9 protein-coding genes and 1 pseudogene are annotated in these 12,119 nt (G+C 70.3%); 3 read left to right on the forward strand and 7 right to left on the reverse strand.

The window, feature by feature from the left end; translation table 11 throughout:
- Positions 1-64 precede the first annotated feature (64 nt).
- Together ABEB03_RS19905 and ABEB03_RS19910 are read right to left on the reverse strand one after the other, a co-directional pair.
- The gene (locus tag ABEB03_RS19905; protein ID WP_345650881.1) at positions 65-1,531 is read right to left on the reverse strand and encodes a sensor histidine kinase; all 1,467 of its coding nucleotides are present in this window, start codon (positions 1,529-1,531) and stop codon (positions 65-67) included.
- Positions 1,532-1,937: 406 nt separating this feature from the next.
- Positions 1,938-2,624, reverse strand: coding sequence for a TetR/AcrR family transcriptional regulator (locus tag ABEB03_RS19910; protein WP_345650616.1), 687 nt, complete (start codon positions 2,622-2,624; stop codon positions 1,938-1,940).
- 97 nt (positions 2,625-2,721) lie between these two features.
- Between ABEB03_RS19910 and ABEB03_RS19915 the strand changes: the two are divergent.
- Positions 2,722-3,493, forward strand: a pseudogene (locus ABEB03_RS19915) (SDR family oxidoreductase).
- Between the two features lie 64 nt (positions 3,494-3,557).
- Here the strand turns inward: ABEB03_RS19915 and ABEB03_RS19920 are convergent.
- The gene (locus ABEB03_RS19920; RefSeq protein ID WP_345650619.1) at positions 3,558-4,628 is read right to left on the reverse strand and encodes an SIS domain-containing protein; all 1,071 of its coding nucleotides are present in this window, start codon (positions 4,626-4,628) and stop codon (positions 3,558-3,560) included.
- 244 nt (positions 4,629-4,872) lie between these two features.
- Between ABEB03_RS19920 and nagB the strand changes: the two genes are divergently transcribed.
- Positions 4,873-5,658 (forward strand): glucosamine-6-phosphate deaminase, encoded by a 786-nt coding sequence (nagB, locus tag ABEB03_RS19925; RefSeq protein WP_345650622.1) that lies wholly within the window; start codon positions 4,873-4,875, stop codon positions 5,656-5,658.
- 404 nt (positions 5,659-6,062) lie between these two features.
- Here the strand turns inward: nagB and ABEB03_RS19930 are convergent, their stop codons facing one another.
- From ABEB03_RS19930 to ABEB03_RS19945, 4 genes are all read right to left on the reverse strand, one after another.
- Positions 6,063-7,577 carry a glycoside hydrolase family 3 protein gene (locus tag ABEB03_RS19930; protein ID WP_345650625.1) on the reverse strand — a complete coding sequence of 505 codons (1,515 nt, stop codon included), beginning with the start codon at positions 7,575-7,577 and terminating at the stop codon, positions 6,063-6,065.
- Positions 7,578-7,586: 9 nt separating this feature from the next.
- Positions 7,587-8,471, reverse strand: a complete 885-nt coding sequence (locus ABEB03_RS19935) for a carbohydrate ABC transporter permease (RefSeq protein ID WP_345650628.1) — start codon at positions 8,469-8,471, stop codon at positions 7,587-7,589.
- Complete coding sequence (locus tag ABEB03_RS19940) at positions 8,468-9,454, reverse strand: carbohydrate ABC transporter permease (RefSeq protein WP_345650631.1); 987 nt, start codon at positions 9,452-9,454, stop codon at positions 8,468-8,470. Before ABEB03_RS19940 ends, ABEB03_RS19935 begins: the two co-directional genes overlap by 4 nt.
- 119 nt (positions 9,455-9,573) lie before the next feature.
- The gene (locus ABEB03_RS19945) at positions 9,574-10,860 is read right to left on the reverse strand and encodes an extracellular solute-binding protein (protein ID WP_345650634.1); all 1,287 of its coding nucleotides are present in this window, start codon (positions 10,858-10,860) and stop codon (positions 9,574-9,576) included.
- A 436-nt stretch (positions 10,861-11,296) separates the two neighbouring features.
- Here ABEB03_RS19945 and ABEB03_RS19950 point away from each other — a divergent pair, with 436 nt between their 5' ends.
- On the forward strand, positions 11,297-12,061 hold the full coding sequence (locus tag ABEB03_RS19950; RefSeq protein WP_345650637.1) for a GntR family transcriptional regulator: 765 nt from the start codon (positions 11,297-11,299) through the stop codon (positions 12,059-12,061).
- Positions 12,062-12,119 lie beyond the last annotated feature (58 nt).

A 12,119-nucleotide genomic window follows, 5' to 3' on the forward strand; every position in this document is an offset into this window, starting at 1 on the left:
TTGCGACCGCGTGGATTGCTCCACCGCCGCGCAGGCCGAACCGCTCCCGCCCGGCCGGGAGCGACTACTTGTTGCCCCGCACCGGGATGTCCAGGATCACCTGCGTGCCGCGCTCCGGGGCCGCCACCATGTCGAAGGTGCCGCCCAACTCGCCCTCCACCAGCGTCCGTACGATCTGCAGGCCGAGGTTGCCCGATCGGTGCGGGTCGAAGTCCTCGGGCAGACCCACCCCGTCGTCCTGGACCGTGACCAGCAGACGGGCCTCCTTGCTGGTGCCGCCGCGCACCGCTGAGACCTCGACGGTGCCCCGGTCTCCCTCGCGGAAGCCGTGCTCCAGCGCGTTCTGCAGGATCTCCGTGAGGACCATCGACAGCGGGGTCGCGACCTCGGCGTCCAGGATTCCGAAGCGGCCGGTGCGCCGTCCGGTGACCTTGCCGGGCGAGATCTCCGCGACCATGGCGAGCACCCGGTCCGCGATCTCGTCGAACTCCACGCGCTCGTCCAGATTCTGAGAGAGCGTCTCATGCACGATCGCAATCGAACCGACTCGGCGCACCGCCTCCTCCAGTGCCTCGCGGCCCCGGTCCGACTCGATGCGCCGGGCCTGCAGGCGCAGCAGCGCCGCCACGGTCTGGAGGTTGTTCTTCACCCGGTGGTGGATCTCCCGGATGGTCGCGTCCTTGGTGATCAACTCACGCTCGCGGCGCCGCAGTTCGGTGACGTCGCGGAGCAGGACGAGGGAGCCGACCCGGGTGCCCTTGGGCTTGAGCGGGATGGCGCGCAGCTGGATCACGCCGTCGTTGCTCTCGATCTCGAACTCGCGGGGCGCCCAGCCGCTGGCGACCTTGGACAGTGCCTCGTCCACCGGGCCGCGGGACGGAGCCAGTTCGGCGGTGGTGACGCCGAGGTTGTGTCCCACGAGGTCGGAGGCCAGGCCGAGGCGGTGGTAGGCCGACAGCGCGTTCGGTGAGGCGTACTGGACGATGCCGTCCGCGTCGAGCCTGATCAGCCCGTCGCCCACCCGCGGGGAGGCGTCCATGTCGACCTGCTGGTCGGGGAACGGGAACGTGCCCGCGGCGATCATCTGCGCCAGGTCGGAGGCGCTCTGGAGATACGTCAGCTCCAGCCGGCTCGGGGTGCGCACCGTGAGCAGGTTGGTGTTGCGGGCGATGACGCCGAGGACGCGCCCCTCACGCCGTACGGGGATGGACTCGACCCGAACCGGGACCTCTTCGCGCCACTCGGGGTCGCCCTCGCGCACGATCCGGCCCTCGTCGAGCGCGGCGTCCAGCATGGGCCGGCGGCCGCGCGGGACGAGATGGCCGACCATGTCGTCCTGGTACGAGGTGGGGCCGGTGTTGGGCCGCATCTGGGCGACGGAGACGTAGCGGGTGCCGTCACGCGTGGGAACCCACAGCACGAGGTCGGCGAAGGAGAGGTCGGAGAGCAACTGCCACTCCGAGACCAGCAGGTGCAGCCACTCGAGATCGGAGTCACCGAGGGCGGTGTGCTGGCGTACGAGGTCGTTCATGGAGGGCACGTGTGCGAGCGTACCCGGCGGATGCGGCAGGCCTCGAAAACGGCCGCCTCGGGGCTCGTACGGCGGCCTCGGAGGGCCCCGGAGACACCCGCGGGCCGCGGCGCCTGGGAGGGACCCTCAACCCTCCCGGCACCGCAGCCCGGAGCAACAACGGCCGCGGGGTGTGCGGTCCCGGTCGGCCGAAGAGAGGAGCCGGTGCAGTCAGGGCAGAGAGCGCCGGTTCCTCGGTCCGCCTTCCTGTGCGGGGAAGACGGAGGCTTGTTCAGTCGCACCATCATTGTGGACTAGACCATGCTGCCGCGTCCATGCTCCTGCGCCCGCATGCCTTCTGTCCATGCGTCGGCAGGTGTTCGCCGTTGTCCGTTTATCCAACATGCAGCACTGTCCATCACGCAGACTAACCCGCTTCGGTTCGTGAACGGGCCGGATTGGCCGATGAATCGGGCCAGACGGCCATGGCGAGCGCGGCGAGGGCCTCCAGCTGCTCCCTCGTGGCGCCGTCGCGGGCCTGCTGCGACATGCCCTGGACGATCGCGCCGGTGTGCCGGGCGAGCGCGGCGGCGTCGGTTCCGGCGGGCAGTTCGCCCGCGGCGATGCCCGCCTTCATACGACTCTCGAACGCGGCGATGTTCGCGTTGCGCCGCTCACGCAGGTCCTCCTCGACCTCCGGCGACGTGCAGTTGGTGGCGGCGTGGATGACCAGACAGCCGTGCGGGCGGCCCGGAGCGGTGTACTCCGCCGCGGCCTCGCGCAGCATCCGCTCGACCGCGGCACGGGCGGTGGGCTCCTCGGCCAGCGCGCGCTCGCCGAAGGACCCGTACCGCGTGCCGTACACGCGGACGACCTCGTCGAAGAGGGAGCGCTTGTCGCCGAAGGCCGCGTACAGGCTCGGGGCGCCGATGCCCATGACCCGGGTGAGGTCGGAGACGGACGTCGCCTCGTACCCGTGCTCCCAGAACGCCAGGATCGCCTTCTCCAGCGCGGTCTCCCGGTCGAAGGAGCGGGGCCGGCCGCGCTGCTTGGTCACGGCCTCGGCGCCCGTGCGCGCGGCGGTTCCGGGCTCGGTCTGCTGCCTGCTCACCATGGGGTGGATTTTATAGCGGGTACTAGAGAAATGTCGTCGGGTCGTTGTACGGTTTTTTGTGTAGCGATCACTAGTCAAATGCGGAGGGGGCGACGACATGGGTGTGCTCGAGGGCAGGACGGCACTGGTCACGGGTGGCGGCAGGGGCATCGGGCGGGGCATCGCCGAGCGGCTCGGGCGGGACGGTGCCCGTGTGGCCGTGCACTACGGCAGCAATGAGGCGGCGGCCGACGAGACGGTCGCGGCGATCGAGGGCTCGGGCGGCTCGGCGTTCACGATCGGCGTGGAGCTGGGGCCGGCGGGCGACGCCCAGGCGCTGTGGGAGGCCTTCGACCGGCAGGCGGACGGCCTGGACATCCTGGTGAACAACGCGGCGATCGGCACGTCGCGGCCCTTCGACGCGATCGACGAGCGGGAGTACGACCGGGTCTTCGCGGTGAACGTGCGAGCGCCCCACTTCATCACCAAGTACGGCGCCGCCCGCCTGCGGGACGGCGGCAGGGTCGTCAACATATCGTCGGGACTCGCTCGCAACGCGGTGATGCCGGACAAGATGGCGTACGCGATACAAGATGGCGTACGCGATGACGAAGAGCGCCCTGGACGTCTTCACCCGCGACCTGTCCAAGGTCCTCGGCCCCCGCGGCATCACCGTGAACTCGGTGGCGCCCGGCATCATCGACACCGACGTCAATGCCGACTGGCTGCGGGCCGACGACGCGGCCTGGGCGGGCGCCGCCGCGCTGTCCGCCCTCGGCAGGGTGGGCACCCCTGCCGATGTCGCGGACGTGGTGGCCTTCCTCGTCTCGGACGACGGGCGCTGGGTGACCGGGGCCTGGCTGGACGCGACAGGGGGTTCGCTGACCTAGCGCCGGGGCGAGGGCGCCGACCCGGTGCGACGACGGCAAGCCGTGCGGGTGCGGGGCGCCTTGGTCAGTGGGTCTCCGTCACCTTCGCCAGGGCACGCGGCGCGTCCGGGTCCTGGCCGCGGGCGATGGTGACCTCGTAGGCCAGCAGTTGGAGCGGGATGATCTCCAGCATCGGCTGCACCTCTTCGGCGACGCCCTCGGTGGGCAGCACGAAACCGGCCGAGGCCTGTTCCACCTGGGCCCGCGGGCCGACGACGACAAGGTCGGCGCCGCGTCCGCGCAGACGGTCGAGGACGGGCTGGAGCGCTTCGCCGCCGCGGCCGTCGGTGACCACCGCGATCACCGGGGAGATGTTGTCGACCATGGCGAGGGGGCCGTGCAGGAGGTCTGCACCGGAGTAGGACAGCGCGGGGATGTAGCTGGTCTCCATCAGCTTCAGGGCGGCTTCCTTGGCGGTGGGATAGCCGTAGCCGCGGGAGGTGATCACCATGCGGCCGGCGAATCGGTAGCGGGAGGCGAGGACCCTGACCTCGTCCTGACGGGCGAGCAGTCCCGCGGCCAGCTCGGGCAGCACCTTCGCGGCGGCGCCGTCCCCGCCGCGCAGGCCTTCGACGAAGAGATGGAGCGCGAGGAGGGAGGCCGTGTAGGTCTTGGTCGCCGGGAGGGCCTTCTCCGGCCCGGCCATGATGTCGATGTGGTACTCGGAGACGGCTGCGAGCGGCGAGTCCGGGTTGTTGGTCACCGCCAGGGTGATCGCGCCGGCCTCCCTGGCGGCCCGGGTCGAGGCGACGAGGTCGGGCGAGCCACCGGACTGACTGACGGTGATCACCAGGACGTCGCTGAGGTCGGGCCGTGCGCCGTACGCCGTGATCGTGGACATCGAGGTGAGTCCGCAGGGCATGCCGAGACGGATCTCCAGAAGGTACTTGGCGTACAGGGCCGCGTTGTCGGAGGTGCCGCGCGCGGCGAGCAGGACGAAGCGCGGCGAGCGGGAGGCGACCTGCCGGGCCACGTCCTGGATCCGCGGCGCGCCCGTCCCGAGGAGCCGGCGCATCACATCGGGCTGCTCGGCCATCTCACGGGCCATGATCCGGCCGGGACGGTCGCCCTGGGATTCCGGGGACGTGGCGGTCATGGTGCCTCCTCGTGAGTCGGTGTGCGGATTCCATTGCACTCCCGGGAGCGGGGGCACGCGCGTCCGGGCAGGGGTGGTGATGTGAACGGGAGCGGACATGTCCGGTTGAGGGCGGGGTGTCCGGTGGAGTTCTCCGGGGGCGACGTGAGGCGGGGCCTCTGCTAGATTGGTCTATACCACATGTGTCCCCTTTCGGGTTCCGGTTGAGTCCCCTGAGTCCCCTCTCCAGATCGGCAGGCCCAGCGTGGAAGTTGTCATCGTCCCGGACGCCAAGGCGGGCGGCGAGCTGATCGCCGAAGCCATGGCCGAGCTGCTCCGTCGCAAGCCCGGCGCCCTGCTCGGCGTGGCCACCGGCTCGACCCCGCTGCCCATCTACGAGGCGCTGGCGGCCAAGGTGGGCTCCGGTGCCGTGGACGCCTCGCGGGCGCGGATCGCTCAGCTCGACGAGTACGTGGGACTGCCTGCCGAGCACCCCGAGTCGTATCGTTCGGTGCTCCGCCGCGAGGTGCTGGAGCCGCTGGGTCTCGGCATGGACGCGTTCATGGGTCCGGACGGCACCGCCGCGGACGTGCAGGCCGCGTGCGAGGCGTACGACAAGGCTCTGGCATCGGCCGGCGGGGTCGACCTCCAGCTCCTCGGGATCGGCACGGACGGGCACATCGGGTTCAACGAGCCGTGTTCCTCGCTCGCCTCGCGGACCCGGATCAAGACGCTGACCGAGCAGACCCGGGTCGACAACGCCCGGTTCTTCGAGGGCGACATCGAGCAGGTCCCGCACCACGTGATCACCCAGGGCATCGGCACGATCCTGGAGGCACGGCACCTGGTGCTGCTCGCGACCGGCGAGGGCAAGGCGGACGCGGTGGCCGCGACGGTCGAGGGACCGGTGGCCGCGGTGTGCCCGGCGTCCGCGTTGCAGCTCCACCCGCACGCGACCGTCGTCGTGGACGAGGCGGCCGCCTCCAAGCTGAAGCTCGCGGACTACTTCCGGCACACCTTCGCCAACAAGCCCGACTGGCAGGGGATCTAGACTCCGCCGCCGAGCGGATCGCGCCGGACCACGGGGTCCGACACGCTCGCCTGCTCTCCGGTGCCCCCTGCTCTGCCGTTGCCGAGAGGTCTCCGGTCGCCACGCCGTCCGCCCGTGCCGGTGCCGTCGCCACGTGCCGTCGCCGGCGCCGCCGGTGCCGTCGCCAGATGCCCGCGCCGTCGCCGACGCCGCTGCCGTGCCGTCGCCACGTGCCGGTGCCGTCACCGACGCCGTACCGTCGCCAGATGCCCGCGCCGGCACCTCGCGGCCGGTCGGCGCCAGGACGACCGCACGGAAGCGTGCGCACCACACCGTCCCCGCGAAGGCGATCCCCCGCCGGCGTGCACACGAAGGCGCCGGGTGCTCCTCCCCCGAGGGCACCCGGCGCCTTCGCACGTCGTGGGTCACGCCCCGACGACGACCTCCGCCGCCGCCTGGCCGCACACCCGCGCCGCGCCGTGCGTGGCGATGTGCAGGGCGCCCCGGGGCGCGGCCTGGGGTACGCCCATCTCCACGACAACGGTGTCAGGGCGGGCGGCGAGCAGGGCGTCGAGAGCGCCCGCCATCCACGGGTGACGGTGTTCGTCGCGCACCACGGCGACGATGCGACGCGTTCCCGCGGCCTCGAGGGCGGCGGGGCCCGCGCCCTCACCGGTGAAGCTGCCCGTCTCGGTCCCGGGAAGCAGCCGCGCCAGCTCCGCGGCCACACCCCAGGGGGTCTCGTCACCGACGGCGATGTTCGCGACCGGGGTGAGAGCGGCGACGTACGGGGGCTCGGTCAGCGGGGCGTACGCCTCGGAGTGCGTGACCGTGAGCGCGCGACGGGCGGCGACCAGGCCGATCCCGGCCCGTTCCTCCGTGTCCGCGGCTGCCGCCTCGCGTGCGGCGGCGGCCGTCCAGCCGGCCAGCGCCCGCACCCGGGCGGCGGCGTCGGCGAGCCTCTCCTCGGGGAGGTCACCGCTGCGGACCGCCGCGACGAGGGCGTCGCGCAGGCGGCACACGGTCTCGTCGTCGGCGAGTCCCCCGCCGACGCAGATCGCGTCGGCGCCGGCGGCGATGGCGAGGACGCTGCCGCGTTCGATGCCGTACGTCGCGGCGATGGCCTGCATCTCCATGCCGTCGGTGACGATGAGGCCGTCGTAGCCGAGTTCCTCGCGGAGCAGGCCCGTGAGGATGCGGCGGGACAGGGTGGCGGGCCGGTCGGGGTCCAGCGCCGGGACGAGGATGTGCGCGCTCATCACGGCCCGGGTGCCCGCGGTGATCGCGGCGCGGAACGGGGCGAGTTCACGGGACTGGAGCACGTCGAGCCCGGCGTCGATGCGCGGCAGCGCGTGGTGCGAGTCGACGGCCGTGTCGCCGTGTCCCGGGAAGTGCTTGGTGCAGGCCGCGACGCCGGCGGACTGGAGTCCGGTGACGTAGGCGGCCGTGTGCCGGGACACCAGGTCGGTGTCGGCGCCGAAGGACCGTACGCCGATGACCGGGTTGTCCGGGTTGGAGTTGACGTCCGCGGACGGCGCCCAGTTGAGGTTCACCCCGCAGGCGGCCAGGCGGCGGCCGAGTTCGCGGGCGACGTCCCGGGTGAGCGCGACGTCGTCCACCGCCCCGAGTGCGTGGTTCCCGGGGAAGGAGGACCCGGTGCGCACCTCCAGGCGGGTGACGTCGCCGCCCTCCTCGTCGATGGCGACGAGGACGTCGTCGCGCTCCGTGCGCAACTGGGCGGTCAGGGCGGCCAGTTGCTCGGGCGAGGCGATGTTGCGGCCGAACAGGCCGACCGAGGCGAGGCCCTCGCCGAGGCGGCGGAGCAGCCAGTCGGGGGCCGTGGTGCCCGTGAAGCCGGGCTGGAGGACGGTCAGGGCGTCGCGTGTCGGACCGTCCTGGGCCGAATTGGACGCGGTGGTACCACTGGCGAGTGTCGTCATCGGGTGGCGTTATCCCTTCACGGCGCCCGCGGTCAGCCCCGCGGCCATCTTGCGCTGGACGATGAGGAACAGGACGACGATCGGCACGGCCATCATCGTGGAACCGGCCATCATCGGGGCGTATTCGGTGCCGTGCTTGGTGGTGAAGTTGCCGAGCCAGACGGTGGCCGTCTGGTTCTTCTGGCTCATCAGCATGAGGGCGTAGAGGTACTCGTTCCACGCCTGGATGAATCCGTACACGGACGTGGCGACCATGCCGGGGGCGAGGAGCGGGAAGACCACGCGGACGAAGGCGCCCGTGCGGCTGCAGCCGTCGACCATGGCCGCTTCCTCCAGCTCCTTCGGGATGTTGACGATGAAGCCGCGCAGCGTCCAGACCGTGAACGGGAGGATGAAGGTCAGGTACGTGATGATCAGGCCGGAGAGCTTGTCGTACTGATCGAGGTCGTTCAGCAGCAGGAAGACCGGGATGATCATGGCGACCAGCGGGACCATCTGGACGGCGAGGATGCCGACGATCACGATCTTCCGGCCGCGGAAGGCGAAGCGGGAGATGGCGAGTGCGGCGAGCAGGCCGACGGCGACGCCGATCACGACGACCGCCAGGGAGACGATCAGGCTGCGGCCCACCGGTCCCCAGAAGTCGGCGATGTCGAGGGCGCGGCGGAAGTTGTCGAGCGTGAGCCCGGTGGGCAGCAGGCTCGGATCGGGGTCGATGGCGTCCTTGGCGGGCTTGAACGCGGTGTTCAGCATCCAGTAGACGGGGAATCCCGCGATGACGAAGACGAGCAGTCCGAGCAGGTTCCAGCCGGCCTTGGACTTGCGGGCCTTGCTCGGCCCGGAGCCCTCGCGCTGCGGGGAGGACGTACGTCCCGGGGTGGCGACGGCGCTCATTCGACCTCTCCGATCTTCAGCATCTGACGCATGTACACGGCCACCACGCCGAGCAGGAGCAACACGGTGAGCAGGGCGATCGCCGATCCCTGCGCGTAGTCGTTGACGACGAACGCGCGGTCGTAGGAGTAGGTGGTGAGCAGCTGGAACTCGGCCTCCGGGTGGCCGCCGCGCATGACGAAGACCTGCGGGAAGACACCCATGTCCCAGATGACGGACAGCGTCGTGAGCATCACGACGATGGGCTTGAGGATCGGCAGCGTGACGTACCGGAAGACGCCCCAGGAGCCCGCCCCGTCGAGGCGTGCGGCCTCCTCCAGCTCCTTCGGCACCTGGGTGAGCCCCGCGCTGAGCGTGATGACGACGAACGGCACCGCGCCCCAGACCACCAGGAGCATGATCACGGCCAGCCCCTGCGGACCGCTCGCGAACCAGTTGTGGCCGATCATGTCGACGCCCGGCAGCTTGCTGAGGAGCGCGTTGAAGATGCCGTAGTCGGAGTCGAAGAGCCACTTGAAGACGGTGGTGGCCACGATGATCGGCATGCCCCAGCTGGCCACCAGCGCGATGTTGATGAGTGTCTTCACCCAGCCCGAGACCCGCTGGAGCAGCAGGGCGATCAGCATGCCGACGACCATCGTGAAGATGACGGACCCGGCCGCGAAGACGAGCGTCCGGACGACCACGGCCCAGAACTCGCCGTCCCCGAGCACCTTGCTGAAGTTGTCGAAGCCGACCGACTCGGCGGGCTGGAAGCCCCACAGCTGGGACTGCCCGAACTTCTGGAAGGACAGCGTGACCAGGCGGACGAGCGGATAGCCCAGGACGAGCGCGAGGATCAGCAGACAGGGCGCGAGCAGCATCCAGGGAAGCGCGACTCTACCCGGACTCCGCCGTGCGCGTGGTGCCTTCGGGACGGCTGGTGGCGGTGCCTGCCGCGGGGGCGGCACCTTGGCAGGGGTGGTCGTGTCTGCGGCACTCATCGCGCGCTCCTCAGCGGTCCCTCTGGTCGTACGTAAGCAGAGCCCCGCACGGCCGTGCCGTACGGAAGGCAGGGCCCCGCCCCTCCGTGGCGGAGGACCGACGGGGCCCTGCTCTCAGGTCACTTGGTGTTGATGACCTTGTCGATCGCGGCGTCCGCGTCCTTCGCGGCGGCCTCGACCGACTTCTTGCCGGTGCCGATGCTCTGCAGCATGGTCTGCAGGACCTGGGCCTTCTCGACCTGGCCCCAGCCCGGCGCCATCGGGACGAACCAGTTGGACTCGGCCGCGGTGGCCGGGACCTCCGTCTTCGGGTCGCTCTTCAGCGTCGCGAGGTCGGTCTTGTTGTTGGGCAGGTTGCCCTTGTCCATCAGGCCCTTCTGGCCCTTGGCGCCCGTGAAGGCGTTGATCCACTCGCCGGCGACGGCCTGCGCGTCGGACTTCACCGGCACGGCGAGGTCGGAGCCGCCGAGGAACACCGGGAGGTTCTTGCCGGACGGACCGGGCATCACGAAGTTCTCGAGGTTGCCCTTGAGCTTGCCGGTCTTGTCGTTCTTCGGGTCCTCGGAGGTCGCGCCCTCCCAGGCGGCGCCGAAGATCATGCCGGACTTGCCCTGGCCGTAGACGATGTAGCGGTCGGACTCGTCCTTGGTCTTGTCGCCGTGCATGTACTTGTCGACGACGTTCTTGAACTCGGTGAGGCCCTTGATCGACTCGGGCGAGGAGAGGTTGGCCTTCCACTGGCCGCCCTCCTCCTTGGCGATGGAGCCGCCGGCGTCGTAGACGAAGGACATCGCGGCGTACCAGTCACGGGTGGGCTGGTACCAGGCGTTGAACTTGTTGCCCTCCTTCTTCTGGATCTTGTCCAGGGCGGAGGTGAGGTCCTTGTACGTCTTCGGCGCGGTCTTCACGCCGACGGAGGCGGCGAGGTCCTTGCGCCAGTTGCCGACGCGGCCACCGGCGTAGTACGGCACGCCGTAGGTCTTGCCCTCGTACGTGACGGAGGCCTTGAGGCCGTCCAGCCAGGCGTCCGAGTTCTCGAACTTGCTCGCGTCCAGGGGAGCGAAGGCGCCCTTGACCATGTAGCCGAGCATCTCGGTGTTGCCCATCTCGACGACGTCGGGGGCCTTGTCGGTGGCCAGGACCGCGTCGAGCTTGGTGTTCTTGTCCGGCCAGCCGTAGTACTCGTGGTTGATCTTGATGCCGGGGTGCTTGGCCTTGACGGCCGCGTCGGCGGCCTTGACCAGCTCGGGCCAGTTGTTCTGCGCGTCGACGGTGAGCCAGACGGTCAGCTCCTTGGCGTCCGCGCCCTTGTCCGACCCCCCGGACTTGTTGTCACTGTCCCCGCATGCCGCGATGGAGACCATCATGCCCGCGATACCGATCGCGGCTATCAGCTTGCGCTTCACGCCACCCTCCTCAGGGATGCCACAAACCCCCCTGCCTCCCCGCGGTGACATACGCCGTACCGCCCGTGGGGCCGGGACTGGACCAATGGTGTAGACCAGTACGGGGAGCTTGGCCTAGACCTAGGGGGGTGTCAAGACATTCGCGGGCACCCCGACCGTCCGTTATGGGACCTACATATGCAGGGACCTTTAACTAGGTAATCCGCATATCGGGCAGGACTGTTCAAGCGTCCGGTCCGGTGCCCCGACCGGACGACCCGCGCGCGACGCACGGGCCATGCGTCCGTGATGGACTAGACCAACGGGTGAGCCGACGGTATATAGAGGGGATCACGGAAGGTGCGGGGGGTACTCGCACATGAAGCCGTGCCACGATGTGAGCCGTGGCCGATGCGTAGGTCGGCCGCTTCGGCATCCGGAGCCGGGAAGGCAGAGCATGAGCACCGACGTCAGCAGTGCGGAGAACGAGGGTGGCGTGCCCATCCGTACCGCGCGCGTGCCCAAGTACTACCGCCTGAAGAAGCACCTGCTCGACATGACGGAGACCCTGCCGCCCGGCACGCCGGTACCGCCCGAGCGCACCCTCGCCGCCGAGTTCGACACCTCGCGCACCACCGTGCGGCAGGCCCTTCAGGAACTGGTCGTCGAGGGCCGCCTCGAACGCATCCAGGGCAAGGGCACCTTCGTCGCCAAGCCGAAGGTCTCCCAGGCGCTCCAACTCACCTCGTACACCGAGGACATGCGCGCGCAGGGCCTCGAACCCACCTCGCAGCTCCTGGACATCGGCTACATCAGCGCCGACGAGACGCTCGCAGGACTGCTCGACATCTCGGCCGGCGGCCGGGTGCTGCGCATCGAGCGGCTGCGCCTGGCGAGCGGCGAGCCGATGGCGATCGAGACGACCCACCTGTCCGCGAAGCGCTTCCCCGCGCTGCGCAGGTCGCTCGTCAAGTACACCTCCCTCTACACGGCGCTCGCCGAGGTGTACGACGTCCATCTCGCCGAGGCCGAGGAGACCATCGAGACCTCGCTGGCCACCCCGCGCGAGGCAGGACTGCTCGGCACCGACGTCGGCCTGCCCATGCTGATGCTCTCCCGCCACTCGCTCGACAAGCAGGGCGAGCCGGTGGAGTGGGTGCGCTCGGTGTACCGGGGCGACCGGTACAAGTTCGTGGCCCGCCTCAAGCGCCCTCAGGACTAGCCCGCCACCCCAGGACCAGGGGGGTGCGCACCCCGTCGGGAGCGGCGTCCGGGACGCC

Origin of the sequence: Streptomyces siamensis (assembly GCF_039543605.1) — a bacterium.
GTDB lineage: Bacteria > Actinomycetota > Actinomycetes > Streptomycetales > Streptomycetaceae > Streptomyces > Streptomyces siamensis.